Origin of the sequence: Pannonibacter carbonis, from assembly GCF_003012935.1 — a bacterium.
Lineage (GTDB): Bacteria > Pseudomonadota > Alphaproteobacteria > Rhizobiales > Stappiaceae > Pannonibacter > Pannonibacter carbonis.
This window is the reverse complement of record NZ_PUDR01000006.1, coordinates 1-25,885: the sequence shown is the minus strand read 5'-3', so window position 1 is coordinate 25,885 and position 25,885 is coordinate 1. Positions and strand designations below refer to the sequence as shown.

Here is a 25,885-nt window from a genome sequence, read left to right as displayed (position 1 = left end):
GCGAGAAGATCCGCGTCTGCATGACTGGCATGCAATTCCCGCAAGGCGAAAAAATAAAGCGGGACAGATGGTTCTGCCCCGCTCTTGACCCATTTAAATCGATCGAATCGTCAGATGCTGCGTTGCAGCATAATCGCGCGCGTCACACCGCCCCTGATCACTCTGCGGCTGTGGTCCGCTGCTGCGGGCGGCGTTGCAGCAATTCCTGCAGGAAGCGTCCGGTGTGGCTGGCCTGGACATCGGCCACATCCTCCGGCCGTCCCGTTGCCACCACCATGCCGCCGCCATCGCCGCCTTCCGGCCCGAAATCGATCAGCCAGTCCGCCGTCTTGATGACCTCGAGATTGTGCTCGATGACCAGGACCGAGTTGCCCTGATCGACCAGTTCATGCAGCACCTCGAGCAGCTTGGCGACATCGTGGAAATGCAGGCCTGTTGTCGGCTCGTCGAGAATATAGAGCGTCCGCCCGGTCGAGCGCCGCGCCAGTTCCTTGGCGAGCTTGACGCGCTGCGCCTCACCGCCCGACAGGGTGGTCGCCTGCTGCCCGACCTTGATATAGCCAAGGCCCACCTGCGCCAGCGTCTCCATCTTGTCGCGCACGGCTGGGACAGCGGCGAAGAACTCCGCCGCTTCCTCCACGGTCATGTCGAGCACATCGGCGATCGACTTGCCCTTGAACAGAACTTCCAGGGTTTCCCGGTTGTAGCGCCGGCCCTTGCAGACATCGCAGGTGACATAGACATCGGGCAGGAAGTGCATCTCGATCTTGATGACGCCATCGCCCTGGCAGGCCTCGCAGCGTCCGCCCTTGACGTTGAAGGAGAACCGACCCGGCTGATAGCCGCGGGTCTTGGCCTCGGGCATTGAGGCAAACCACTCGCGGATCGGGGTGAAGGCACCGGTATAGGTGGCCGGATTGGAGCGTGGCGTCCGCCCGATCGGCGACTGGTCGATGTCGATCACCTTGTCGAGATGTTCAAGGCCCTCGATGCGGTCATGCGGTGCCGGGTTCTCGCGCGCGCCATTCAGCCGGCGCGCCGCCGCGCGGAACAGCGTGTCGATGAGGAAGGTCGACTTGCCGCCGCCGGAGACGCCAGTGATGCAGGTGAAAGTGCCGAGCGGAATTTCGGCGTTGACACTCTTGAGATTGTTGCCGCGCGCGCCGATCACCTTGATTTGCCGCTTCTTGTTGATCTTGCGCCGTTCGGCTGGCACCGGAATGCCGCGTGCGCCCGACAGGTACTGCCCGGTCAGGGACGCCGGGTTGGCCATGATTTCCGCCGGCGTGCCGACCGCCACGATCTCCCCGCCATGCACGCCAGCGCCGGGGCCGACATCGACCACATAGTCTGCCGTCATCACCGCGTCCTCGTCATGCTCGACGACGATCACCGTGTTGCCGAGGTCGCGCAGATGCCGGAGCGTCTCCAGAAGCCGGGCATTGTCGCGCTGGTGCAGGCCGATGGAGGGCTCGTCGAGCACATAGAGCACGCCGGTCAGACCGGAGCCAATCTGCGAGGCGAGACGAATGCGCTGGCTCTCGCCGCCTGACAGGGTGCCCGAATTGCGCGACAGCGACAGGTATTCCAGGCCAACATCATTGAGAAACCGCAGGCGCTCGCGGATTTCCTTGAGGATCCGGCCGGCGATTTCCTGCTGCTTGTCGGTCAAAAAGGGCGGCAGCGCCTCGAACCAGACCGCTGCCTCGCGGATCGAGTGGTTGGAGATCTGGCCGATGTGGCAGCCGCCGATCTTCACCGCCAGCGCCTCGGGCTTCAGGCGATAGCCGCCGCAGGCCGGGCAGGGGTGGTTGGACTGGAAGCGCGACAGTTCCTCCCGGACCCAGGCCGAATCCGTCTCGCGCCAGCGCCGTTCAATGTTGCCGATTACCCCTTCAAAGGTCTTGCGCGCCTTGTAGCTGCGCACACCGTCGTCATAGACGAATTCGATCTCCGTCTTGCCCGAGCCATGCAGGATCAGGCTGCGGACCTCCTCCGGCAACTGGCGCCAGGGCGTTGCCATCGACACCTTGAACTGGCGGCAGATCGCCTCCAGCGTCTGGGCGTAATAGGGCGAGGTTGCGCCGGTCTTGGCCCATGGCAGGACCGCCCCGTCGCGCAGGGACAGCCCCTCGTCCGGGACAACCAGTTCGGCCTCGAAGGCAAGGGTGGTGCCGAGGCCGTCACAGGACGGGCAGGCTCCGAACGGATTGTTGAAGGAGAACAGCCGCGGTTCGATCTCGGTGATCGTGAAGCCCGAGACCGGACAGGCGAATTTCTCCGAAAAGATGATCCGCTCATGCGTCTCGTTGCGGTTCTGCAGCACGGCCTCCTTGTCGGAGGGCAGGTCCGGCAAGGGCTTGTCCGCCAGTTCGGCAATGGCGATGCCATCGGCGAGTTTCAGGGCGGTCTCGAAGGAATCGGCGAGACGCCCGGCGATATCGGGGCGCACGACGATCCGGTCCACCACCACATCGATGTCATGCTTGTATTTCTTGTCCAGCGCCGGGGCCTCTGCGATCTCGTGGAACGTGCCGTTGATCTTGACCCGCTGGAAGCCCTTCTTCATCAGTTCGGCGAGTTCCTTCTTGTACTCGCCCTTGCGCCCGCGCACGATCGGCGCCAGCAGGAACAATCGCGTTCCCTCTTCCAGTGCCATCACCTTGTCCACCATCTGGCTGATGGTCTGGCTTTCGATCGGCAGGCCGGTTGCCGGCGAATGCGGCACGCCGACCCGCGCGAACAGCAGGCGCATGTAGTCGTAGATCTCGGTGACCGTGCCGACGGTCGAACGTGGATTGCGCGAGGTGGTCTTCTGCTCGATGGAGATTGCCGGCGAAAGACCGTCGATCTGGTCGACATCCGGCTTCTGCATCATCTCGAGGAACTGGCGCGCATAGGCCGACAGGCTCTCGACGTAACGGCGCTGTCCCTCGGCGTAGATCGTGTCGAAGGCAAGCGAGGATTTGCCAGATCCGGACAGGCCCGTCATTACGATCAGCCGGTCGCGCGGGAGGTCCAGGTCGACATTCTTGAGATTGTGTTCCCGCGCGCCGCGGATCGACAGATATTTTCCGCGCTCGGGCGGGATCACCCGGGAAATGGCGGTCGGGAGAGAAGGCTTGGCGTCCTCGGACATCAATTCGATCCTGGCTGGCCCGGAACCCGGGCAAAAGTCTCAGCTGTTATACGCAACGCAGCCGCTGCCTCAACCGCGAAACAGCGGCGGCCCGAAACAGGCGCGCGCGGGGAGGCGGGGTCGGACCACCACGACCTGACCCGGACATGCTTTCAGATTTCCCTTACGCGGCAGCGCAGTGCTTGGACCAGACGGGGGAGCGTGAGGCCGTTGCATGACGCATGGAACTTTGCTACAACAAGAACAAAGAAAGAACAAGGCCCTTTGCGGCCGTTTTGCAGTTCCTGGATCCCCGGTCAAGGCGCTTCCCTTTGTGGAAAAGGCAAAGCGCGGATGCGGCGGGATTGATTAGGCGCTAGGGTCCGCCCGATCATGCCGTCCTTGCGGCGGAAGAAAAGCAGTCAGGACTCCGCCGGGTGTACACCGGACCGGAGCCCTTGCGACAGTAAGATATAGAGGAGCCCGGAACATGGCGGGAAGCGTCAACAAGGTCATTCTGGTCGGCAATCTCGGGGCCGATCCGGAAATTCGCCGCACCCAGGATGGCAAGCCGGTTGCCAACCTGCGGATCGCGACGTCCGAGACCTGGCGTGACCGCGGGTCGGGTGAGCGGCGCGAGCGCACCGAATGGCACCGGGTCGTGATTTTCAATGAGGGCCTGTGCAAGATCGCAGAGCAGTACCTGCGCAAGGGCGCCAAGGTCTATATCGAAGGCCAGCTGCAGACGCGCAAGTGGCAGGACCAGGGCGGCCAGGAACGGTTCTCCACCGAAGTGGTGCTACAGGGCTTCAATTCTGCCCTGACCATGCTGGACGGGCGCGGTGAAGGCGGTGGCGGCGGCCAGTCCGACTACGGCTCCTCCGGCGGTGGCTATGACGGCGGGTCGGGCGGCTATGGCGGCTCCTCCGGTGGCGGCTATGGTGGTGGTTCATCAGGTGGTTCTGGCGGTGGCTACGGCGGCGGCTCGTCTGGCGGATCTGGTGGCGGTTCCGGTGGGGGCGGCGGCTTCGGCGGCGGCATGGACGACGAAATTCCGTTCTGACCGCAAACGACATCCACCCGCGACCGGACTGGCGATTGACCGGTAGGGGCTGGCAATGGCAGTCGGCGGACGTTTCGCTCTCCGGCGCAATTACCGTGGCCAGCCGTGCCTGATTTAAGCCCTACCTGTTTGAAGCCGAGCCTTTGTCGAGGTTTGGCGGGCGATCCCTGTCCGGTCCTGGCGCAGTCGCACAGGATCGGTGGGACGCGTGCGCACGCCGGGACAGCCCCTTCGCAGCAGACCCCGGGCAGGGCCGGCGTGTCCGGGCGTGTGGTTGCAGCGCTGGATCAGGGTTTTCATCAGTGCTCTGAACCCGGCTCCGTCACCAGGTCGTGATGAAAAGTATCTTTGCGTTAACTTTTGCGTTGGGGTTGCGCTAGTATCCTGTCCTGCGCCCGATATTCGCCATGATGGGATCGGACACATACGGCAGGGTTTGCTGCCGGTTGTGGTGCCGCGACATGATTTGATCAGAGGTTTTTAGACACATGCGTTCGGTTTGCCGTCCGGATCTCAACCGCGCCACCGGGCGCTCATTTCCCTTGAGCCTGTTGCTTGCGGGCGCGGCTGTGGCCTGCCTGTGCGCGGCGAGCCCGGCTTCCGCCCAGTCTCTCCTCGACCGGTTCTTCAATCCCGATTATCAGCCCGCACAGCGGCTGGAACCGGTCGCTCCAGTGCAGCGAGCGCAGGCGCTTGATCGTGCGATGATCACTGCCAACAAGGTGACGGGCCCGAAATATTACACCTACAAGGCCGATCCCTATCAGAGCCTGTCCCTGGCAAGTCTTGCGGAGGTCCAGGCCGCCTCGGGCACCGCGTCGGCCGCTGGCCAGGCAAATGCCGCTGTCATTGCCGTTACGGCCGATCCGTCGGAGTTCGACCTTGCGCGTCCGGCGCTGAAGACCATGAAGATCATGGCGTTGCCGGAAGTGGGGGCAGCGCTGAAGGCGCATTACCGCGACAATCCGGAGTTCATCTGGGTTGCTGGCGGAGCGCCCAATGCGCGGGCCCAGGCCGTTGCCGCCACACTGGCCGAGGCTGCCCGCTTCGGCCTTGATCCCGCCGACTACGCGGTCGATCTGCCCGTTTTGGCCGGGCTTGACCAGGAGGCGACCCGCGCGGCGCTGATTGATTATGAGATGCGCCTGTCGGTTGCGGCCTTGACCTATGTGCTCGATGCGAAACGGGGCCGGATCGATCCGAACCGGATTTCCGGTTACCACGACCTGCCGCGCCAGAAGGTGGACCTCGGTGAGGTCCTGACATCGCTGAAGCGGGCATCCGCTCCGGGCCCGGCGCTTGAAGCGATGCAACCGGCCTCGCCGCAGTTCGCTGCGCTGGTCGCGGAACTGGAACGGCTGCGTGCGGCCAGGGATCAGGGGCCGAAGATCAGCATTGCCGCCGGCACGCTGATCAAGCCGGGTCAGTCCAACGCCGAATTGACGAATATCGTCTCTGCCATTCGCCATCGCGCTTCCCCGGCGCTGGAGGCGGCGCATATCGAGACACTCGGAAATTACGCCGACACGCCGGAATTCACGCCGGAACTGGTCGCCTTGGTCAAGGCCTATCAGGCCGAGGCGGGCCTCAATCCTGATGGTGTTGTCGGCGCTGGCACGATCCGGGCCTTGACGGGCGATAGCCACGCGGCCCGCACGGCCAAGGTGGAACTGGCGCTGGAACAGATCCGGTGGCTGCCGGAGAATCTGGGCGCACGCCGGGTGTTCATCAACCAGCCGTCCTTCACTGCCGTCTATTACGAGCCGGGCAAGGCGCCCTTGTCGATGCGCACGGTGATTGGCACCAAGAGCACGCAGACCTCCGTGTTCTATGACGAGATCAAGACCGTCGAGTACAATCCGTTCTGGGGGGTGCCGCGCTCCATTCTGGTCAATCAGAAGCTGGAGATCCTGGCCAAGGACCCAGGCTATTTCGACCGCGCCGGGTTCGAGGTGACGACAGCAGCCGGCAAGCCGCTGTCGTCTGCCGATGTCGACTGGGTCGCGGTCGCGCAAGGCCGGATCAATGTCAATGTCCGCCAGCGTCCGGGTGATGACAATGCGCTTGGCGAACTGAAGATCCTGTTCCCGAACAAGCATGCCATCTACATGCATGACACGCCGTCGCGGCATCTGTTCAAGAAGGATGTTCGTGCCTTTTCCAGCGGCTGCGTCCGCCTGTCCGATCCGCGCGCCATGGCCGCCGCCGTGCTTGGCAAGCCGGTCGGTCATATCGCGGAGCGGATTGCCACCGGCAAGAACAATTCCGAAGCTGTGACGGCGCGGATCCCGGTGTATCTCGTCTATTTCACGGCCTGGCCGGAAGATGACGGCAGCATCGGCTACCATGATGACATCTATGACCGCGATTCATTCGTGCAGAAAGCTCTGGAGGCAACACGCAAGGCCCGGGGCGGTGTCCGCGCCTGAGTTTGCCTGCCCGCCTGCTCCATCTGTGACCCTGCCGAAAGGCCCTCTCTGGCGAAAAGCCGGGGAGGGCCTTTGTGTTTCGCGCGCCTTGCGTCCGGCTCAGCTCTCGGCAGCTTTCGGGAAACTACACACTGGCGCCGGATCCCCGATCCCCCTATTCTTTCGGAAAATCGAAACTAAGGATGAAGCCCGTGATCCTGCCCGCCCCTGACGGCCCCTGGCGCGCCCGTCTCTTTCGTGTTGCCCTGGCTCTGGCGATAGCAAGCGTGGCCTGTTCGGGGCCTGCCGGCGCTGCCGACCTGACTCTCGCCCCAGTCGAGGTGACGGACTGGAAGTCGGTCTATGCCACCGTCGAACCTTCGGTGCGTGTGTCCGCCCGCGCCCGCAATGCTGGCACCGTGATTGAACTGTCGGTCGACGAAGGCAGTGCCGTGCGCCAGGGCGACCGCATCGCCCGGGTGCTGGACGAGAAGCTTGCGCTGCGCCGGCAGGCGCTGGACGCGCGGATCGCGGCGACCGCGTCAGAGGCGGCGAATATCGAGAGCGAGGTCAACCGAGCCCGGCAGCTGTTCGCGCGCGGTACCATTTCCCAATCACGAATCGACCAGCTGGAAACCCAGCTTGATGTGGCGCGTGGAAGCCTGCGAGCGGCGGAGGCCGAGCGGAATGTGCTGGACCAGCAGGAGCGCGAGGGCGATGTCATCGCCGCCACGAACGGCCGGGTTCTGTCGGTTCCCGTCACGATCGGGTCTGTGATCCTGCCCGGAGAGACGGTGGCGGAGATCGCGGAGGACGGTTTTCTGCTGCGCCTGCAGCTACCCGAGCGCCATGCCGGCACAACCCGCCAGGGCGATCTGGTCCGCATCCTCGCGTCCACCGAAGGCACCGCCCGGGACGGGCGGATCGTCAAGGTCTATCCGGAGTTGCAGCAGGGCCGCGTGATTGCTGATGCGGCGGCCGAAAGCCTCGGGGACTTCTTTGTCGGTGAGCGGGTGCCGGTTGAAATCGGGACGGGCAAGCGCACCGTTCTTGCGGTCCCTGTAGCGGCGCTGACGACGCGCAATGGCCTTGACTATGTCACGATCCGGCAACCGGGCGCGGTAGGAGAGGTGGTGGTCCAGCGCGGCAGCGTGCTGGCAACGCCGGAGGGGGATCAGGTCGAAATCCTCAGCGGCCTCACTGCCGGCGATGTCGTGGTGCTGCCATGACTGCGCCCAGCTCCGGTCCCGGTCTTGGCCTGTCGGGCCGTCTGACAGCTGCCTTCATTGCCTCGCCGCTAACGCCGCTGCTGCTCCTGGCCTCGCTGGTCGTCGGCATGATTTCGCTTGCCACCTTGCCGCGCGAGGAAGAGCCGCAGATCTCGGTGCCGATGGTCGACATTCTGGTGCCGGCCAACGGCCTGAAGGCGCCCGACGCGGTCAAGCTGGTGACCGAACCACTCGAGACCATCGTCAAGGCCATCGCCGGCGTCGAGCATGTCTACAGCCAGACCCTGGATGACCGGGTCATGGTCACGGCGCGGTTTCTCGTCGGCACCCCGTCCGACAGCGCCATCCTGCGCGTTCACGAAAAGATCCGCGCCAATCTCGACCGGATCCCGGTCGGAATTCCTGAGCCGCTCGTGGTTGGTCGCGGCATCGACGATGTCGCCATCGTGGTGGCAACGCTGGCGCCCGATCCGGCCGGCGCTGCCAGCTGGGATGCTCCGGCCCTCTATAGTCTCGCTCAGGAAGTGCGCTCCGAACTGGCGCGGCTGGACAATATCGGCCTGACCTATCTGGTCGGCACCGGCGCGGCGCAGATCCGCATTGAGCCGGACCCGGAAGGCCTGTCCCGACTAGGCATCACCCTCGACCAGCTTCTGGCCAAGCTCCAGGGTGCCAATCGCTCATTTCTGGCCGGAACCGTGCGGCAGGATGGCAAGTCCGCCCAGATCGTGGCCGGGCAGACGCTCGGCGATATCGGCGAGATCGGGAATCTCCTCTTGACCAGCCGCGACGGCCGGCCGGTCTATGTCAAGGACGTTGCCCGGATCACGGTTGATGGCGGCACCGCAGAGCGGCGCGTCTGGCATTACGCGCCGGATGGCACCGGCAGTTTCACCGCAGTCCCCGCTGTTTCGATTGCGGTTGCCAAACGCGCCGGAGCCAACGCGGTCGTCATTTCCGAAGAGGTGCGCAGCCGGCTGGAAAGCCTGAAAGGCACGATGATCCCGGACGGCGTCAACGTCCATATCACCCGCGACTATGGCGAGACGGCCAATGAGAAGGCCAACGAACTGCTGTTCCATCTGGCGCTCGCCACCGTCTCCATCGTGATCCTGGTGGCACTTGCGATCGGCTGGCAGGCCGGGCTCGTCGTCCTGATCGTCATCCCGACAACCATCCTGCTGACGCTGTTTGCCGCCCAGATGATGGGCTACACCATCAATCGTGTCAGCCTGTTCGCCCTGATCTTTGCCATCGGCATCCTGGTGGATGATGCCATCGTGGTGATCGAGAACATTGCCCGTCACTGGGCCATGAACGACGGTCGCAACCGGGCGGAGGCCGCTATTGCTGCGGTCGCCGAGGTCGGCAATCCAACCATCGTGGCCACCCTGACCGTGGTGGCAGCGCTCCTGCCGATGATGTTCGTCTCCGGCCTGATGGGCCCCTACATGAGCCCGATCCCGGCGGTCGCCTCCGCCGCGATGCTGTTCTCCTTCTTTGTCGCCGTGGTGCTGACCCCCTGGGCCATGCTCCGCATTGCCGGACGTGGCGCCGTGCATGGCCATGACGAGGCGGCCGATGGTGGGCGGTTGGGCGCGTTGTTTCGCGCCGTCGCGCGGCCGGTTCTGGTGAGCCGCAGCCGGTCCTGGGTGTTTTTGATCATCGTCGGCATGGCGACGCTCGCCAGCACGGGGCTGCTCTACACCCGCGATGTCACCGTCAAGCTGCTGCCTTTCGACAACAAGTCCGAGTTGCAGGTGGTGATCGACATGCCGGAGGGGACGGCGCTGGAGATGACCGAACGGGCTCTGTCCCAGGCCGTGCGCCTGGTCCAGGACCTGCCGGAAATCACCTCGATCCAGGCCCATGCGGGAACTGCGGCGCCTTTCAACTTCAACGGTCTTGTTCGGCATTACTTCCTGCGCGATGCGCCGGAGCAGGGCGATCTCCAGGTCAACCTGAAGCCGAAATCCGACCGCACGCGCGAAAGCCATGCCGTGGCGCTCGATATCCGTGACAGGCTGAAGGGCCTTCAGCTTCCGGGCGGCGCGTCGGTGAAAGTCGTCGAGGTCCCGCCGGGCCCGCCAGTGATGTCAACCTTGCAGGCGGAGATCTATGGCCCCGACCCGGACACCCGCCGCGCCATCGCCGACAAGGTGGCAGACCTGTTTGGCTCGGTGCCCTTTATCGTCGACATCGACCTCAGTCAGGGACAGCCGTCCGAGCGCATCCGCATTGCCATCGACAGCGACAATCTCGAGTTCCATGGCGTCAGCGAGCGGGACGTCTTTGCCGCCATCGAGACATTGCTCGGCACGACACCGGTCGGCTATTCGCATCGCGGCGAGGGCAGGGCGCCACTCGGCATCGTCCTTGCCCTGCCCAAATCGGACCGGACACTCGGTCAACGCCTGCTGGCCACACCGGTCCCGGCGAATGCGTTGCCGGGCAGTCGCGGCGTCGTGGAACTCGGTGACGTGGTGCGCCTCATGCGCGAGCCGGCCTCGCATCTCATCTATCGCCACAATGGCCGGCCAGCGGAACTGGTGACCGCAGAACTCGCTGGCGACTTCGAAGCGCCGGTCTATGGCATGCTTGCGGTCGCAGACGCCATCGCCGGTGCGGATTGGGCCGGACTGTCCCGGCCGGAGATCGCCTATCATGGCCAGCCCGTCAGCGACGCAGTTCCGGTGCTGCTCTGGGACGGTGAGTGGGAGGTGACCTACATCACCTTCCGGGACATGGGCGCCGCATTCGCTGTAGCTCTGCTCGGGATCTATTTTCTCGTGGTGGCGCAGTTCCGGTCCTTCGCGTTGCCGCTGGTGATCCTGACGCCGGTGCCGCTGACCCTCATCGGCATCCTGCTCGGGCACTGGGCATTTGCGGCCCCGTTCTCCGCCACCTCGATGATCGGCTTTATCGCGCTGGCCGGGATCATCGTGCGCAACTCGATCCTGCTGGTAGACTTCATCCGTCACGCCCGCAGCCCGGAGCGTCCCTTGCGCGATGTTCTGCTGGAGGCCGGCTCGATCCGCTTCAAGCCGATCCTGCTGACGGCCCTCGCGGCAATGATCGGCGCTGTGGTCATCCTGACCGATCCGATCTTCCAGGGGCTCGCCATCAGCCTGTTGTTCGGGCTCGCCTCGTCAACGCTGCTGACGGTTCTGGTGATTCCGGCCATCTACATCGCCTTGCGCGACGACGGACGGCCGGAGCGTTCGCGCTGACCATCACAGACGGCTCGTACGCCGGGGCAGGTCAGCCCGGCGTACCTGAGGCGAAGGCAATAATGCCATCCGCAATGAACTGCACCGACAGCGCGGCCAGAAGCACGCCGAGCAAACGGGTGACAACCATCTGCACCGTGTCTCCCATCATCCGCTCGATCTTGTCGGCGAGCAGGAAGGCGAGCAGGCAACTGAGCAGGATTGTTGCAATGACCCCGGCAAGGCCGGCATAGGCGACCTGTGTCGGGGCCTGGCTGGCGAGAAGGATGATCGCCGAGATCGCGGCCGGGCCGGCAATCAGCGGAATGGCAATCGGAAACACCGCCATGGCATTCAGGTCGGATGGATGATGCTCGACCACCTTTTCCGCCGTCTCACTCTTGCGCTTGTTGCGATGGTCAAAAACCATTTCAAATGCAATGACAAAGAGCAGGATGCCGCCAGCGACCCGAAAGGCCGAAACCGAGATGCCAAGCACGTCGAGGACTGTCTTGCCGGAGAAGAAAAACACGAACAGCACGATGCCGGAGGTGATGGTGGCGCGGTAAGCGATCCGCTTGCGATCAGCCGCCGAGACCCCGGCGGTCAGCGCCAGAAACATCGGCGCCAGGCCGACCGGATCGATGGTCACGAACAAGGTGGCGAAGGCATTGAGAAGAAATTCGGGCATGGTCCACCTCGTGCAACGTCCGGTCAGCGGTTCCCTTATATCAGAGCCTTTTGACCGAATGCCGTCTTTTGGCCCCATTGTTTTCGTGCTGCTGTGAATATTCTTCGCAAGCTATTGGTTTGAATAGAGAAAATCCTCCCCGAATCTGTCTGGTCAATTTGGTGGATGGGGCGGAATCGGCTATAAGCAGAACAACATAAAAAGCATACGGAACGCATCCTTGGCCGAACAGGATTCCCCCCCGTCGGGTGGCGCTTCGCCCTCCGACATTCGTCCCATCTCCATCACTGACGAGATGAAGCGCAGCTATCTCGATTACGCCATGAGCGTGATCGTGAGCCGCGCCCTTCCGGATGTGCGTGATGGCCTGAAGCCTGTGCATCGGCGCATTCTCTATTCGATGCATGAGAACGGCTACGAGTGGAACAAGCCCTATCGCAAGTCGGCCCGCGTGGTCGGCGATGTGATGGGTAAATACCACCCGCATGGCGACAGCGCGATCTATGACGCCCTGGTCCGCATGGCGCAGAGCTTCTCGCTCCGTCTGCCGCTGATTGACGGTCAGGGCAACTTCGGGTCCGTCGATGGCGATCCGGCGGCGGCCATGCGCTACACCGAGTGCCGGTTGCAGAAGGTCGCGCACAAGCTGCTCGACGACATCGACAAGGACACGGTCAACTTCCAGGAAAACTACGACAGTTCGGAAACCGAACCGGTCGTGTTGCCGGCAAAGTTCCCGAACCTGCTCGTCAATGGCGCCGGCGGCATCGCCGTTGGCATGGCCACCAACATCCCGCCGCACAACCTCGGCGAAGTGATCGATGCAGCGATCGCAATCATGGCCAATCCGGCCATGACGCTGAACGAGCTCCTCGAAATCGTCCCGGGTCCGGACTTCCCGACTGGCGGTATCATTCTTGGCCGGTCCGGCATCCGTTCGGCCTATGAGACGGGCCGTGGCTCCGTCGTCATTCGCGGCAAGGTCGACATCGAGGAAATCCGCGCCGGGCGCGAGGCCCTGATCGTCACGGAGATCCCGTATCAGGTCAACAAGTCGACGATGATCGAGAAGATCGCCGAGCTGGTGCGGGACAAGCGCATCGAGGGCATCTCCGACATCCGCGACGAGAGCGATCGCTCCGGCATGCGCGTCGTCATCGAGCTGAAGAAAGACGCGGTGGCTGACGTCATCCTGAACCAGCTCTACCGCTTCTCGGCCCTGCAGCAGAGCTTCGGCTGCAACATGGTGGCGCTGAATGGCGGCCGCCCCGAACTGATGACCATCACCGACATGCTGAAGGCCTTCATTGCCTTCCGCGAAGAAGTGATCGGCCGCCGCACCCGCTTCCTGCTGGCCAAGGCGCGCGACCGCGCTCATGTGCTGGTAGGTCTTGCCATTGCGGTTGCCAACATCGACGAGGTCATCCACCTGATCCGCACGGCACCGGATCCGGCGACTGCCCGCGCCCAGCTTATGGGCCGTGACTGGCCCGCCCGTGATGTCGAGCCCTTGATCCTGCTGATCGATGACCCGCGCCATACGGTCAATGCCGATGGGTCCTATCGCCTGTCGGAGGAGCAGGCCCGCGCCATTCTCGACCTGCGCCTGCAGCGTCTGACAGCCCTTGGCCGTGACGAAATCGCCGACGAGTTGAACAAGCTCGGTCTGGAAATCTCGGATTACCTGGAAATCCTGCGTTCCCGCGAAAGGATCCAGCAGATCATCCGCGAGGAACTGATCGAGATCCGCACCGAATTCGCGACGCCGCGCAAGACCCAGATCGTCGAAGGCGGCGCGGACCTTGAGGACGAGGACCTGATCCAGCGCGAGGACATGGTCGTCACGGTCAGCCACACCGGCTACATCAAGCGCGTGCCGCTGGCGACCTACCGTGCCCAGCGCCGGGGCGGCAAGGGCCGGTCGGGCATGGCGACCAAGGACGAGGATTTCGTTACCCGCCTGTTCGTGGCCAACACCCACACGCCGGTCCTGTTCTTCTCCTCGCGCGGCATTGTCTACAAGCTGAAGGTCTGGCGTCTGCCGCTTGGCGGCCCGACCTCGCGCGGCAAGGCACTCATCAACATGCTGCCGCTCGAGCCGGGCGAGCAGATCTCGTCGATCATGCCGCTGCCGGAGAACGAGGACAGCTGGGGCGATCTCGACGTGATGTTCGCAACGACCAAGGGAACGGTCCGCCGCAACAAGCTGTCGGACTTCACCCAGGTCAACCGCGCCGGCAAGATCGCGATGAAGCTCGACGAGGGCGACGGCATCGTCTCGGTCGAGACCTGCACCGAGAACGACGATGTCATGCTGACGACAGCCGGTGGCCAGTGCATCCGCTTTGCCGTCACCGAAGTGCGCGTCTTTGCCGGCCGCAACTCCGTCGGTGTGCGCGGCATCAACCTTGCCGATGACGACCGGCTCATCTCGATGTCGATCCTGCGTCACTTCGAGGCGACCTCGGAAGAACGCGCGGCCTATCTCAAGCTCAGCCGCCTGATGCGCGGTGAGACTGACGAAGCCGCGACCGGTTCCGACGATGCCGATGAGGCGGCCGCCGAAGCCGGCGACCTGCCGCAGGAGCGCTATGCCGAGATGGGCGCGGCAGAGCAGGTGATCCTGACCGTTTCGGAAAACGGCTTCGGCAAGCGCACCTCGTCCTTCGAGTACCGGGTCACCGGCCGCGGCGGCAAGGGCATCACGGCCATGGCAGTGACCAAGCGCAACGGTCCGCTCGTCGCCTCCTTCCCTGTCGAGGACAAGGACCAGATCATGCTCGTCACCAATGGTGGCCAGTTGATCCGCTGCCCGGTCGACGGCATCCGTCTCGCCGGTCGCGCCACCCAGGGTGTGATCGTGTTCAACACGGCCGATGACGAGCAGGTCGTTGCCGTGGAACGCGTCAGCGAGGAGGACAACGACAATGAAGCCGAGGGCGACGATGCTGGCGCCGCCGGCAGCCCGTCCGAGGCCGGTGAATAAGCCGGTCCAGATCGGTATCAGACAAGCAAAAGGCGCTCCGGAAAACCGGGGCGCCTTTTGTCGTGAATTGGGAGGGATTGGGCAGTGTTTTGGGGCAAGCTTGGCAGATGTTTGTCGGTCAGCCCGCCGGCGCCTGACGCACCAGGACCGTGGTGTTTGCGACCGGTTGGTCTGCCGCCGTAGTCGCGCCGACCATGCGCAGACCGGCCTTGCCGGACAGGCTCTCCAGACAGCTGGCGTTCCAGTTGCCCCAGGTCTGGCCCTTGCAGGACATGGGAAGCTCGGAGGACAGGCGATTGCCCTTGGTCATGGACCCGGCATTTGCCGGCATCTGGGCGAAGGCGAGGGCGGCCGAAGCGATCACGGTGACGATGGCGACCGCAAGCAGGGCTGCGATCCCGGCAAGGCTGTAGGCATCGGACGCGTGTTTCGGGCTGTTGATTTTCTCGATCTTCATGGCTCTGTCTCCCCCGCCGGACTGGTCAGGTTATGAGGCCAGAACACCATGTTGCTGTGTTTGATTCCGTGATGAGGGTCACAGGTTTGTGCCTTGATGATTTTACCGCGCCGCTGAAAACGAAGAAAGGAACGCGGTAATCCGCGTTCCTTTTGCTGGTCACACTGCTTAAAGTTGTCGTTTCAGGCGTTTTCGAAGCCCAAAATGCTGGCCATCGGGCCGGGCATCGGCATCGGCGCATAGGGCCGGGCGCAGGCCGGATCTTCCCCAAGGAACTCGAGCTCGTAGCAGCCGTAGGGATCATTCGGCACATATTCTATCTTCGCCGGCTCCGGGACGGAGGGCGCGAGCGCGTCGATCTGGGCCGCACTGGCGCCGACAAGGAGAACGAAAGCGCCAATGGCGGCAAACCAGGCGAGGACGGGTGCACTTGGCATCTTGAATCGGAGGAACGTGTTCATCATGCAGCCCATATGGGCCTTTGCCGGCAAAAGGTCCATGGGGTGCTGGTAAATGGTCTGTCACCCCTGTGTGAACGATCTCATCCTTGAACGGCGATGGAGGACGGGGCCATCACGACGAATGTCCAGCAGCGATTTGAATGTCTGCGCTTGTGGCATTTGTGCATCGGCGCTATCAAACTCTCATGATCCGTACAGCACTCTACCCGGGATCCTTCGATCCCGTGACCAACGGCCATATCGACATCCTCGGCCAGGCGCTCTCGCTGGCCGACAAGGTTGTCGTGGCCATCGGCATTCATCCCGGCAAGCAACCGCTGTTCACTTTCGAGGAACGGGTCGGGCTCATCCGCGCCTCATCACTTGCCGCCTTCGGCGCCGATGTGACAGCAAGGATTTCGGTGATTGCCTTTGACACGCTGGTGATTGACGTCGCCCGCAAGGAAGGCGCGCTGGTTCTCGTCCGTGGCCTGCGCGATGGCACCGACCTCGACTATGAAATGCAGATGGCCGGCATGAACGGGACGCTTGCCCCGGATATCAAGACGGTTTTTCTCCCCGCCTCGCCGCCGGTCCGCCATATCACCGCCACGCTTGTCCGCCAGATCGCGCGCATGGGCGGAGACATCACCGCCTTCGTTCCCGCGCCTGTGGCAGGTCCCCTGGTGGCCCGCGCCAGCGCCTGACCCGGCAGCGCTCCCGCGCCGCCTCGCCCCTTAATGGAGTTCCGATTGAAGCGCTTTCTTGCTCTCATCGCCCTGTTGCTGCCGCTGGTGTTTATGCCGGCCGCCGCTGGTGCTGAAACCCTGGACCCGCAGAACACACTGTATCTGGACCTGAAGGACGGCCGGGTGACCATCCGCCTGCGCCCTGACCTTGCCCCCGCGCATGTCGAACGCATCAAGAAGCTGGCCAAGTCCGGGTTCTATGACGGCATTGTCTTTCACCGCGTAATCGACGGCTTCATGGCCCAGACCGGCGATCCGACCGGCACGGGCACCGGCGGGTCCGACGAGCCGAACCTCAAGGCTGAGTTCTCCAAGGCGCCGTTCAAGCGCGGCGTGCTCGGCATGGCGCGTGCCTCCGATCCGGACAGCGCCAACTCGCAGTTCTTCATCATGTTCAACGACGGCGACTGGCTGAATGGCCAGTACACCGTCTGGGGCGAAGTCGTTGATGGCATGGAGTTTGTCGACAAGATCAAGCGCGGCGAGCCTGTGACCAACCCGGACAAGATCATCAAGATGCGCCTGGCGGCCGACGCCAGCTGATTTTCGCGTGGCCCGGATTGCCGGGCCACAGGAGGAGGCGTGAGCGCCTCCGGACCACAGACCACAGAACTGGAGATACAAGTGGCTGAATACAAGGACAGCGAGCACACGCTGCTCATGGAGACGACCCAGGGCCCGATCGTCATCGAGATGCGCCCGGACCTGGCTCCGGCCCATGTCGCCCGCATCAAGGAGCTGGTGCGCGAAGGCTTCTACGACGGCATCGTCTTCCACCGCGTGATCGACGGTTTCATGGCCCAGACCGGCTGCCCGCAAGGCACCGGCACCGGCGGCTCCGGCAAGAAGCTGAAAGCCGAGTTCACCAAGGAAAAGCACAAGCGCGGCACCTGCTCCATGGCCCGCGCGATGGATCCGAACTCGGGCGACAGCCAGTTCTTTATCTGCTTCACCGACGCCCCCTGGCTCGACAACCAGTACACCGTCTGGGGTGAAGTTACCTCCGGCATGGAAAACGTCGACAAGATCAAGCGCGGCGAGCCGGTCAAGAACCCGGACAAGATCGTCTCGCTGAAAGTTGCAGCAGACGCCTGACATGCCAGGCACGCCGGATCCTGTTCATCCGGTGCTGCGTGTGGCGAGGCCAACCAACCGCCTCGCCGCACTGGAACATTTCTACTGCGAGGGCGCCGGACTGTCGGTGCTCTCGCGGTTTTCCGGCAATGCCGGATACAGCGGCCTGATCGTCGGAGGTGTGAAATCTCCCTGGCATCTGGCCCTGTTCGAGCGGGACGGATTTTCCGTGCCCCCGGTACAAGAGACTGAAAGTCTGCTTGTTCTTTATCTCCCCGATCCAGCCATCTGGCGTGTGAGCGTTGACCGGATGCAGGCAAGCGGCTATCAGCCTGTTCCGCCGCAAAACCCGTACTGGGCTGAGTTCGGCATGACATTTGAAGATCCTGACGGCCACCGGCTGGTGTTTCAGAACCGGAGCTGGGATCTCTGATCGCTCCGCCAGACATCGGCGGGCCAACCAGTTTCAGTGACCGGACAGATGCGCGTAGACGACTTCGACTTCGATCTTCCGCCGGAGCGGATTGCCTTGCGGCCGGCGCGTCCTCGTGATGCGGCGCGGATGCTTGTCGTGCGCCCGTCAGAACACGCGCAACTGGAAGACCTCGGCGTGCTCGACTTGCCCTCGCTTCTGGCCCCGGGTGATGCGCTGGTCTTCAACAACACCAAGGTCATCCCGGCACAGCTTGAGGGCACGCGCACACGCGCAGACGCGGTTGCCCGCATTGGTGCGACCCTGCATCTGCGCGCCGGTCCGGATCGCTGGTGGGCCTTCGTGAGGCCGGCCAAGAAGCTTGTGGTCGGGGATCGCGTCCGCTTCGGGCAGCCTGCTGAAGGCACAGCCTGCCTGTCCGGCGTGCTCGATGCCACAGTGGCGGAGAAAAAGGACACGGGCGAGATCTTGTTCGTGTTTGACCTTGCCGGGCCCGATCTTGATGCCGCCATTCATGGCGTCGGTCACATCCCGCTACCGCCCTATATTGCGGCCAAGCGCGGTGAGGATGCGCAGGACCGGACCGACTATCAGACGATCTACGCCGAGCGGGAAGGGGCCGTTGCCGCCCCGACCGCCGGTCTTCACTTCACCGACCGGCTGTTTGCCGCGCTCGATGCTCGGGGCATCGAACGTCACACCGTGACCTTGCATGTCGGCGCCGGAACCTTCCTGCCAGTCAAGGCAGACGACACCAACGAGCATGAAATGCATGCCGAATGGGGCGAAGTCTCCTCAGAAACGGCGTCTGCTCTTCGGGCGGTGCGGGCACGGGGCAACAAGGTGGTTGCGGTCGGCACGACGTCCTTGCGCATTCTGGAAAGTGCGGCCCAGGGGCAGCGCGGGCTGGCCGCCTTTGCCGGCGAAACCCGCATCTTTATCACGCCGGGCTATCGCTTTCGCGCGGTCGACGCGCTGATGACGAATTTCCACCTGCCGCGCTCGACGCTGTTCATGCTTGTGTCCGCGCTGAGCGGGCTTGACACCATGCGCGCGGCCTATGCCCATGCAATCGAGACAGGCTACCGCTTCTACAGCTATGGCGACAGTTCGCTGCTGTTTCCCGCCAGCGGCAGCATCGCATCCGAGGAAGAGCTGAATTCATGACCGATGCGCCGAAGCGCTTTTCGTTCCGCCTGATTACGACCGATGGCATGGCCCGGCGCGGTGAAATCACCACGCCGCACGGCCAGGTGCGCACACCGGCCTTCATGCCGGTCGGCACACAGGCGACGGTGAAGGCGATGTATACCGATCAGGTGCGCGCACTCGGCGCGGATGTCGTCCTCGGCAACACCTATCACCTGATGCTGCGTCCTGGCGCCGAACGGGTGGCAAGGCTCGGCGGGCTTCATCACTTCATGCAGTGGCCCCATACGATCCTGACCGATTCCGGCGGTTTCCAGGTCATGTCGCTGGCACAGCTGCGCAAGCTCGACGAGACCGGTGTCCGCTTCCAGAGCCATATTGACGGCCAGAAATATCACCTGACGCCGGAACGGTCCGTCGAGATCCAGGGCCTGCTGGGCTCTGATATCCAGATGCAGCTCGACGAATGCATCGCATTGCCGGCCCCGGAAAAGGAAGTCGAACGCGCGATGCAGCTGTCGCTTCGCTGGGCCGAGCGGTCGCGGGCAAAGTTCGAGGCCATGGGCGGTGTCGACAAGGGGCAGGGGCTCTATGGCATCGTGCAGGGCGGCGACGTTCCGCATCTGCGGGTGCGCTCCGCCGAAAGCCTGGCTGCCATGCCTTTCGAGGGCTATTCAGTCGGTGGTCTGGCTGTCGGCGAACCGCAGGAGGTGATGCTGCGGATGCTGGAGGTCACAACCCCGGCCATGCCTGTCGACAAGCCGCGCTACCTGATGGGCGTTGGAACGCCGGAGGACATTCTGGAGAGCGTCGCCCGTGGCATCGACCAGTTCGACTGCGTCATGCCGACCCGCGCCGGCCGCCACGGTCTCGCCTTTACCCGTCGCGGCAAGATCAACCTGAAGAATGCCCGCCACGCTGACGATCCCCGTCCTCTGGACGAGGAAAGTGATTGCCCGGCGGCACGGCAGTATTCCCGTGCTTATCTGCACCATCTGGTGAAGGCTGGCGAAGGGCTGGCGGCCATGCTGCTGACCTGGAACAACCTTGCCTACTATCAGCAGCTGATGCAGGGCATGCGGGATACCATCGAGGCCGGCCGGTTCCAGGACTACCGCGCGTCGGTCAAGGACGGTTGGGCGCGGGGCGACATCGCCCCGCTCTGATCTGAGGGCTGCTGGGCTTCAGGCGGCTGAGCCCTTGTCCTTGCGCAGCACGCAGCCAGAAATGCCCCAGGTTCCGTCGTCCTGCCGGGCAAAGCTGTAGAGCGCGACCCAGTTGTCACCCGCAGGGCCGGTGACAAACACCTCCTGCACGGGCCCCTGGGTCGTTTCCTTCAGGCGTCCGAAGCTGACGTCCTTCGGCTGGAACACCGGCAGATAGCCTTGCTTCACCATGGCGATGAAGATGTCCGGGCTCTGGAACTGTTTCTGCAGACCGCTGGTTGCAAAAGCAAAGGCGCCGGCCGCATCATTGCGGCGGAAGGCCGCCATCTGTCCCTGGATCAGTTTGCGGAACTCGGTGCCATCAAGGGCTCCTTCCGCGCGAACATTCGTGAGGCTTGCCGACAATCCAAGAAATCCGCACACCACCAAAGCAAGAAGTGAGGTACCCATGCGCATGACTGGTCTCCTTCGAGGTGACACAAAATCAGCATACGCCTGAATTCCTCTACGGGATCTTGCCAGAGATCACGTTTGCTTGACTGTCCCCATCAAAGGCGCCACAGCATGATCCCGGCCGGGCATGCGGTCCGGTCCAGTGTTGCCGGCAGGTCTGCCACGAGGCCCTTGCCGCCTTGCAGGAGGCCGCTGACAAAGTCCCAGCCGCCAGCGACAAAATCCCGGTGCGGGACAGCGAGAACCACCGCATCCGAACCGGCAAGATCCTCCAGCGCGGACAGGCTGAGGCCATATTCATGGGCGGTTTCGTCCGCGTCGGCCAGCGGATCATGCACCCGCACATCGGCGCCAAAGGATTGCAGTTCGGTGATGAGGTCGACGACCTTGGAGTTGCGTGTATCGGGCACATTGGCCTTGTAGGTAAGGCCGAGCACGGCAACCTTCGGCGGCATGGTTCTGCCAAGGCGGACGCAGGCCTGGATGATCTTGCCGGCGACAAAGGCCGGCATGTGCTCGTTGGTGCCGCGCCCGGCCAGGATCACCTGCGGCGTCAGCCCGATCTCATGTGCCTTGTGGGTGAGATAGTAGGGGTCGACACCGATGCAGTGGCCACCGACAAGACCGGGCTGGAATGGCAGGAAGTTCCATTTGGTGGCCGCCCCCGCCAGCACATCGCGCGTGTCGATGCCCATGGCGTGGAACAGGACGGACAACTCGTTCATCAGGGCGATGTTCAGATCGCGCTGGGTGTTCTCGATCACCTTGGCCGCTTCGGCCACGCGGATCGAGGGGGCGCGGTGGATGCCGGCCGTCACCACGCTGCCATAGAGCGCGACGAGCCGGTCGGTGACGGAGTCGGAGCTGCCGGAGACGATCTTGGTGATGTCGGCAAAGCCACGTTCAATATCGCCGGGGTTGATCCGCTCGGGGGAGTAGCCGACATGGAAATCAGCGTGAAGCCGCCCGCCGGATGCTGCCTCGATCTCGGGCACGGCCAGTTCTTCCGTCGCCCCCGGATAGACGGTCGATTCGAAGACGATGATCGCACCAGGCTTCAGGTTGCGGCCTGCGACCCGGGCAGCCGACAGGAAGGGGCCGAAGTCGGGACGTTTTGCCCGGTCAACCGGCGTCGGTACGGCAACAATCACCACATCGGCCGCCTTCAGCGCCGTTTCTTCGCTGGTGAAACGTAATACTTCGCTGGCTAACTGATTGCTGGCAACCGATCCGGTGCGATCATGACCGTCCCGTAGTTCGCCGATCCGCTGCGCGTTGATGTCGAAACCGATGACCGGATAGCCCGCCGCTGCAAAGGCGACCGCCACCGGCAGGCCGACATAGCCGAGGCCAATGATTGCAAGGGTGGGGCGCGCATCGGGGGAGGACATGGGCAAGACCGTCTCTGCTGGGGTGCTCTCAAAAGACGAAGAGCCGGGCCGTTTTGCCGGCCCGGCCCGAACTGTCTAGACTGCTGGCTTCTGCGAAGGCAAGGCTCGCGCCCTCACGCGCCGGTCTTGGCTCGGATCACGTCCTGCAGCATCGGCAGCAAGTCGGCGGCCAGATCCGGCTGGTCGAGACCGAAGGCGAGGTTCGCGGCGAGGAAACCGATCTTCGAGCCGCAGTCATAGGACCGGCCGTCGAAGGCGAGCGAGGTGAAGGATTGCGACTGCATCAGCTTGATCATGCTGTCGGTCAGCTGGATCTCGCCGCCGGCACCCTTTTCATGGCTGGACAAGAGGTCGAAGATTTCCGGCTGCAGGATGTAGCGGCCGGTGATCATCAGGTTCGACGGAGACGTTCCCGGAGCCGGCTTTTCGACCATGCCGGTGATCGGCATGGCGGCCTTGCGCGGGCCATCGGCCAGCTTGACGATGCCATACTGGTGCGTCTGGTCTTCCGGCACTTCCTCGACCGCGATGACGTTGCCGCCGGTCTCGTTATAGACCTCGACCATCTGGGCAAGGCAGCTCTTCTCAGATTTGATGATCATGTCCGGCAGGAGGATCGCGAAAGGCTCGTTGCCGATGATGTCGCGGGCACACCAGATGGCATGGCCAAGTCCAAGCGGTTCCTGCTGGCGGGTGAAGCTGGTGCCTCCGGCATTCGGGCGCATGGAGTTCAGCAGTTCGAGGGCCGCGGCCTTGTTGCGGCGGCGCAGGGTGTCTTCCAGCTCATAGGCCATGTCGAAGTGATCTTCGATGACCTGCTTGTTGCGGCCCGTCACGAAGACAATGTGCTCGATGCCGGCTTCCCGCGCCTCATCCACCACATGCTGGATGATCGGGCGATCGACGATGGTCAGCATTTCTTTCGGCACCGCCTTGGTGGCGGGCAAGAACCGGGTTCCCAGACCTGCGACCGGCAGAATTGCCTTGCGGATTGGCCTGACCATTTTCTTCATTCTCCTGCGTCTGACGACTGATGTGCGGACCACCACACGTTCTGACAGCCACCGATTCTTCCGTAGTCATATGCGATGACTGAGACTGCTAAAAGTGCCTTCTTTGTGGCGCAGTTCTTGAGTTGCGGGCGACCGAAAAGGCAGGTATGCAACCCCCGTCGGGTCTCCGACAAAAGGATAGCTTGAAGGATCCCCCATGCTGAGCGCCAACACGGACGTCACCGTTGGAAATGTCACTTTCTCCAACCAGGCGCCGTTCAGCCTCATTGCCGGGCCCTGCCAGATGGAAAGCCGCGATCACGCGCTGGAGATGGCAGCAGCGGTAAAGGAGATCGCAGGCAAGCTCGGCATTCCTGTTGTCTACAAGAGCTCCTTTGACAAGGCCAACCGCACGTCGCTCAAGGGCAAGCGCGGCATTGGCCTCAAGGAGGCGCTGCCGATCTTTGCCGAGATTCGCGAGACCTTCGGCATGCCCGTGATCACGGACATCCACACCGAGGACCAGTGTGCGCCGGTCGCCGAAGCCGTCGACATCCTGCAGATTCCGGCGTTTCTCTGCCGCCAGACCGATCTTCTGATCGCCGCAGCCCGCACGGGCCGTGTCGTCAACGTGAAGAAGGGGCAGTTCCTCGCCCCCTGGGACATGAAGAACGTCCTCGACAAGATCGTTGAAAGCGGCAATCCCAACGTGCTCCTGACCGAACGCGGCGCGTCCTTCGGCTACAACACGCTGGTCACTGACATGCGCGCACTGCCGATCATGGCGCGCACCGGCACGCCGGTGGTGTTTGACGCGACCCATTCCGTGCAGCAGCCGGGCGGGCAGGGCGCCTCGACTGGCGGCGACCGCACCATGGTGCCGGTGCTGGCCCGCGCAGCTGCAGCTGCCGGTATTGCCGGTCTCTTCATCGAGACCCATGATGATCCAGACAACGCCCCGTCCGATGGTCCGAACATGGTGCCGATCAAGGATCTCGAAGCGCTGCTCCGTCAGGTGCGTGACATCGACCGTGTGGTAAAAACTGCTCAGGTCTGATCCTTCGCCGTCAGTTTGCGGGAGCGCCCGCGCAGAAAACTTCCCGCAGCCTCCAACCTGCGGGCTCATCACAGGGAGATGCATATGACCGCCATTGTCGACATCACGGCCCGGGAGATCCTGGACAGCCGCGGCAACCCGACTGTTGAAGTGGATGTTCTTCTGGAAGACGGCGCCTTTGGCCGCGCCGGCGTTCCCTCCGGTGCCTCGACGGGCGCCCATGAGGCTGTCGAGCTGCGCGATGTTGGCTCGCGCTATCTCGGCAAGGGCGTGCTGCAGGCGGTTGACGCCGTGAACGGCGAGATCTTCGACACGATCGGCGGCCTCGATGCGGAAGACCAGATCCACATCGACCAGACCATGATCGAGCTGGACGGTACCGCAAACAAGGCCCGCCTGGGTGCCAACGCCATTCTCGGCGTGTCGCTTGCCGTCGCCAAGGCCGCTGCCCAGTCGTCCGGCCTGCCGCTCTACCGCTATGTCGGTGGCGCCTCCGCCCGTCTGCTGCCGGTGCCGATGATGAACATCATCAACGGCGGTGCCCACGCCGACAACCCGATCGACTTCCAGGAATTCATGATCATGCCGGTTGGCGCGGAGAGCTTCTCCGAAGCCCTGCGCATGGGTGCGGAAGTGTTCCACACGCTGAAGAAGGCACTGAAGGACGCAGGCCACAACACCAACGTCGGTGACGAAGGCGGCTTTGCGCCGAACCTGGAATCGACCGACGCTGCCATCGGCTTCGTCATGAAGGCGATTGAAAAGGCCGGTTACAAGCCGGGCGAAGACATCTACCTCGCCCTTGATGCGGCTTCGACCGAGTTCTACAAGAACGGCAAGTACGTTCTGGAAGGCGAAGGCAAGACGCTGGACTCCGACCAGATGGCTGCCTACCTCGCCGATCTCAGTGCCCGCTACCCGATCATCTCGATCGAGGACGGTATGGCTGAAGACGACTGGGCTGGCTGGAAGGCCGTCACCGAGCTCTGCGGCAACCGCGTCCAGCTCGTCGGCGACGATCTCTTCGTCACTAACACCGCACGCCTGCGCCAGGGCATTGCCAGCGCAACGGCCAACTCGATCCTCGTCAAGGTCAACCAGATCGGCACCCTGACCGAGACGCTCGATGCCGTCGAGACCGCGCACAAGGCTGGCTACACCGCCGTGATGTCGCACCGTTCGGGTGAAACCGAGGATGCGACCATCGCTGACCTCGCGGTCGCCACCAACTGCGGCCAGATCAAGACCGGCTCGCTCGCCCGCTCAGACCGGCTTGCCAAGTACAACCAGCTCCTGCGCATCGAACAGGAACTGGGCAGCCAGGCCCGCTATGCCGGCCGCTCGATCCTCAAGGCCTGATCAGCACGGGTCTCCTGAACTGCAGAACCCCGGTGGCGACACCGGGGTTTTTGTTTGATCACTGGCCTTCAAGGGGGCTGTGATCGTGCCTGCGCCGCCAAAGGCATATCGTTACGTTTCATGGTGTTATTTTCTGCGAATCGACAAGGATTTCAGCGAACGAACATCACACTGGCGTCATCCCCGCCTTGTGCGGGGATCCAGCGCTGCGGCCCGGGAGGGTAGTGATTTCGCGAGACATGTTCCGGCAACATGGATCCCCGCACAAGGCACTGCTGTCCGGTTTAAGTTTGTAGGCCTGGGAGTTGCATCTGCCTTGTGTCATTTGGCGGGGTTGGCGGGGCTTTGCTGAGGTGGTCGATTGGCCGTTTGTGCATGATGTTGAGGCGCAGGAGGCGGGCAAAGGCGCGGGGCTGAGGGATTGCGCGCTGGGTGGCATGGACGATGCGCAGCAGGATGTA

20 protein-coding genes are annotated in these 25,885 nt (G+C 63.4%); 13 read left to right on the top strand and 7 right to left on the bottom strand.

What is annotated here, in order from left to right; genetic code table 11:
• Positions 1 to 157: 157 nt before the first annotated feature.
• On the bottom strand, positions 158 to 3,139 hold the full coding sequence (gene uvrA, locus C8348_RS09885; RefSeq protein ID WP_208983691.1) for an excinuclease ABC subunit UvrA: 2,982 nt from the start codon (positions 3,137 to 3,139) through the stop codon (positions 158 to 160).
• A gap of 469 nt (positions 3,140 to 3,608) precedes the next feature.
• Here uvrA and C8348_RS09880 point away from each other — a divergent pair, with 469 nt between their 5' ends.
• From C8348_RS09880 to C8348_RS09865, 4 genes are all read left to right on the top strand, one after another.
• Positions 3,609 to 4,181, top strand: a complete 573-nt coding sequence (locus C8348_RS09880) for a single-stranded DNA-binding protein (protein ID WP_106753172.1) — start codon at positions 3,609 to 3,611, stop codon at positions 4,179 to 4,181.
• A gap of 488 nt (positions 4,182 to 4,669) precedes the next feature.
• Positions 4,670 to 6,610 (top strand): L,D-transpeptidase family protein, encoded by a 1,941-nt coding sequence (locus tag C8348_RS09875; protein ID WP_106753171.1) that lies wholly within the window; start codon positions 4,670 to 4,672, stop codon positions 6,608 to 6,610.
• A 191-nt stretch (positions 6,611 to 6,801) separates the two neighbouring features.
• Positions 6,802 to 7,818 carry an efflux RND transporter periplasmic adaptor subunit gene (locus tag C8348_RS09870; protein ID WP_208983690.1) on the top strand — a complete coding sequence of 339 codons (1,017 nt, stop codon included), beginning with the start codon at positions 6,802 to 6,804 and terminating at the stop codon, positions 7,816 to 7,818.
• Positions 7,815 to 11,048, top strand: coding sequence for an efflux RND transporter permease subunit (locus C8348_RS09865; RefSeq protein WP_106753169.1), 3,234 nt, complete (start codon positions 7,815 to 7,817; stop codon positions 11,046 to 11,048). The genes C8348_RS09870 and C8348_RS09865 overlap by 4 nt, the downstream gene beginning before the upstream one ends.
• A gap of 31 nt (positions 11,049 to 11,079) precedes the next feature.
• Here the strand turns inward: C8348_RS09865 and C8348_RS09860 are convergent, their stop codons facing one another.
• Positions 11,080 to 11,718 carry a MarC family protein gene (locus C8348_RS09860; RefSeq protein WP_106753168.1) on the bottom strand — a complete coding sequence of 213 codons (639 nt, stop codon included), beginning with the start codon at positions 11,716 to 11,718 and terminating at the stop codon, positions 11,080 to 11,082.
• A 295-nt stretch (positions 11,719 to 12,013) separates the two neighbouring features.
• On the opposite strand from C8348_RS09860, the gene gyrA reads away from it, so the two are divergent.
• Positions 12,014 to 14,704 (top strand): DNA gyrase subunit A, encoded by a 2,691-nt coding sequence (gyrA, locus tag C8348_RS09855; protein ID WP_244293984.1) that lies wholly within the window; start codon positions 12,014 to 12,016, stop codon positions 14,702 to 14,704.
• 118 nt (positions 14,705 to 14,822) lie between these two features.
• Here the strand turns inward: gyrA and C8348_RS09850 are convergent, their stop codons facing one another.
• Together C8348_RS09850 and C8348_RS09845 are read right to left on the bottom strand one after the other, a co-directional pair.
• A complete protein-coding gene (locus tag C8348_RS09850; protein WP_106753166.1) occupies positions 14,823 to 15,161 on the bottom strand; it encodes a hypothetical protein in 339 nt (112 codons plus the stop codon).
• A gap of 182 nt (positions 15,162 to 15,343) precedes the next feature.
• A complete protein-coding gene (locus C8348_RS09845; protein ID WP_157950415.1) occupies positions 15,344 to 15,598 on the bottom strand; it encodes a hypothetical protein in 255 nt (84 codons plus the stop codon).
• Between the two features lie 212 nt (positions 15,599 to 15,810).
• Between C8348_RS09845 and coaD the strand changes: the two genes are divergently transcribed.
• The 6 genes from coaD (at position 15,811) to tgt (ending at position 20,172) form a co-directional block, all read left to right on the top strand.
• Positions 15,811 to 16,308 (top strand): pantetheine-phosphate adenylyltransferase, encoded by a 498-nt coding sequence (gene coaD, locus C8348_RS09840; protein ID WP_208983699.1) that lies wholly within the window; start codon positions 15,811 to 15,813, stop codon positions 16,306 to 16,308.
• Between the two features lie 93 nt (positions 16,309 to 16,401).
• Complete coding sequence (locus C8348_RS09835; protein ID WP_198647008.1) at positions 16,402 to 16,893, top strand: peptidylprolyl isomerase; 492 nt, start codon at positions 16,402 to 16,404, stop codon at positions 16,891 to 16,893.
• A gap of 117 nt (positions 16,894 to 17,010) precedes the next feature.
• Entirely contained in the window at positions 17,011 to 17,445 is a 435-nt protein-coding gene (locus C8348_RS09830; RefSeq protein WP_106753350.1) for a peptidylprolyl isomerase, read from the top strand.
• Between the two features lies 1 nt (position 17,446).
• On the top strand, positions 17,447 to 17,857 hold the full coding sequence (locus tag C8348_RS22105) for a VOC family protein (RefSeq protein WP_198646994.1): 411 nt from the start codon (positions 17,447 to 17,449) through the stop codon (positions 17,855 to 17,857).
• Positions 17,858 to 17,905: 48 nt separating this feature from the next.
• Positions 17,906 to 19,024 (top strand): tRNA preQ1(34) S-adenosylmethionine ribosyltransferase-isomerase QueA, encoded by a 1,119-nt coding sequence (gene queA, locus C8348_RS09820; RefSeq protein ID WP_106753163.1) that lies wholly within the window; start codon positions 17,906 to 17,908, stop codon positions 19,022 to 19,024.
• Positions 19,021 to 20,172: a tRNA guanosine(34) transglycosylase Tgt gene (gene tgt / locus C8348_RS09815; RefSeq protein WP_106753162.1), complete on the top strand. Its 1,152-nt coding sequence runs from the start codon at positions 19,021 to 19,023 to the stop codon at positions 20,170 to 20,172. Before queA ends, tgt begins: the two co-directional genes overlap by 4 nt.
• Positions 20,173 to 20,190: 18 nt before the next feature.
• On the opposite strand, the gene C8348_RS09810 is transcribed toward tgt, so the two are convergent.
• The 3 genes from C8348_RS09810 to galU all read right to left on the bottom strand — a co-directional run bounded on the left by C8348_RS09810 (position 20,191) and on the right by galU (position 23,020).
• A complete protein-coding gene (locus C8348_RS09810) occupies positions 20,191 to 20,628 on the bottom strand; it encodes a DUF4864 domain-containing protein (RefSeq protein WP_208983688.1) in 438 nt (145 codons plus the stop codon).
• A 92-nt stretch (positions 20,629 to 20,720) separates the two neighbouring features.
• Positions 20,721 to 22,016 (bottom strand): nucleotide sugar dehydrogenase, encoded by a 1,296-nt coding sequence (locus C8348_RS09805; RefSeq protein WP_106753161.1) that lies wholly within the window; start codon positions 22,014 to 22,016, stop codon positions 20,721 to 20,723.
• Between the two features lie 113 nt (positions 22,017 to 22,129).
• Complete coding sequence (galU, locus tag C8348_RS09800) at positions 22,130 to 23,020, bottom strand: UTP--glucose-1-phosphate uridylyltransferase GalU (RefSeq protein WP_106753160.1); 891 nt, start codon at positions 23,018 to 23,020, stop codon at positions 22,130 to 22,132.
• A 205-nt stretch (positions 23,021 to 23,225) separates the two neighbouring features.
• Between galU and kdsA the strand changes: the two genes are divergently transcribed.
• Together kdsA and eno are read left to right on the top strand one after the other, a co-directional pair.
• Positions 23,226 to 24,065: a 3-deoxy-8-phosphooctulonate synthase gene (gene kdsA, locus C8348_RS09795; RefSeq protein ID WP_106753159.1), complete on the top strand. Its 840-nt coding sequence runs from the start codon at positions 23,226 to 23,228 to the stop codon at positions 24,063 to 24,065.
• 84 nt (positions 24,066 to 24,149) lie between these two features.
• Complete coding sequence (gene eno / locus C8348_RS09790; protein ID WP_106753158.1) at positions 24,150 to 25,424, top strand: phosphopyruvate hydratase; 1,275 nt, start codon at positions 24,150 to 24,152, stop codon at positions 25,422 to 25,424.
• Positions 25,425 to 25,885 lie beyond the last annotated feature (461 nt).

What these genes read in the sequence shown, in the direction of transcription:
- C8348_RS09865 (WP_106753169.1), top strand. Translation starts at nt 7,815, where the DNA reads ATGACTGCGCCCAGCTCCGGTCCCGGTCTTGGCCTGTCGGGCCGTCTG.
- C8348_RS09830 (WP_106753350.1), top strand. Translation starts at nt 17,011, where the DNA reads ATGGAGACGACCCAGGGCCCGATCGTCATCGAGATGCGCCCGGACCTG.
- kdsA (WP_106753159.1), top strand. Translation starts at nt 23,226, where the DNA reads ATGCTGAGCGCCAACACGGACGTCACCGTTGGAAATGTCACTTTCTCC.
- C8348_RS09850 (WP_106753166.1), bottom strand. Translation starts at nt 15,161, where the DNA reads ATGAAGATCGAGAAAATCAACAGCCCGAAACACGCGTCCGATGCCTAC.
- galU (WP_106753160.1), bottom strand. Translation starts at nt 23,020, where the DNA reads ATGGTCAGGCCAATCCGCAAGGCAATTCTGCCGGTCGCAGGTCTGGGA.
- C8348_RS09845 (WP_157950415.1), bottom strand. Translation starts at nt 15,598, where the DNA reads ATGCCAAGTGCACCCGTCCTCGCCTGGTTTGCCGCCATTGGCGCTTTC.
- C8348_RS09880 (WP_106753172.1), top strand. Translation starts at nt 3,609, where the DNA reads ATGGCGGGAAGCGTCAACAAGGTCATTCTGGTCGGCAATCTCGGGGCC.
- C8348_RS09875 (WP_106753171.1), top strand. Translation starts at nt 4,670, where the DNA reads ATGCGTTCGGTTTGCCGTCCGGATCTCAACCGCGCCACCGGGCGCTCA.
- gyrA (WP_244293984.1), top strand. Translation starts at nt 12,014, where the DNA reads ATGAAGCGCAGCTATCTCGATTACGCCATGAGCGTGATCGTGAGCCGC.
- C8348_RS22105 (WP_198646994.1), top strand. Translation starts at nt 17,447, where the DNA reads ATGCCAGGCACGCCGGATCCTGTTCATCCGGTGCTGCGTGTGGCGAGG.
- C8348_RS09860 (WP_106753168.1), bottom strand. Translation starts at nt 11,718, where the DNA reads ATGCCCGAATTTCTTCTCAATGCCTTCGCCACCTTGTTCGTGACCATC.
- queA (WP_106753163.1), top strand. Translation starts at nt 17,906, where the DNA reads ATGCGCGTAGACGACTTCGACTTCGATCTTCCGCCGGAGCGGATTGCC.
- C8348_RS09805 (WP_106753161.1), bottom strand. Translation starts at nt 22,016, where the DNA reads ATGTCCTCCCCCGATGCGCGCCCCACCCTTGCAATCATTGGCCTCGGC.
- uvrA (WP_208983691.1), bottom strand. Translation starts at nt 3,139, where the DNA reads ATGTCCGAGGACGCCAAGCCTTCTCTCCCGACCGCCATTTCCCGGGTG.
- C8348_RS09810 (WP_208983688.1), bottom strand. Translation starts at nt 20,628, where the DNA reads ATGCGCATGGGTACCTCACTTCTTGCTTTGGTGGTGTGCGGATTTCTT.
- C8348_RS09835 (WP_198647008.1), top strand. Translation starts at nt 16,402, where the DNA reads ATGCCGGCCGCCGCTGGTGCTGAAACCCTGGACCCGCAGAACACACTG.
- eno (WP_106753158.1), top strand. Translation starts at nt 24,150, where the DNA reads ATGACCGCCATTGTCGACATCACGGCCCGGGAGATCCTGGACAGCCGC.
- tgt (WP_106753162.1), top strand. Translation starts at nt 19,021, where the DNA reads ATGACCGATGCGCCGAAGCGCTTTTCGTTCCGCCTGATTACGACCGAT.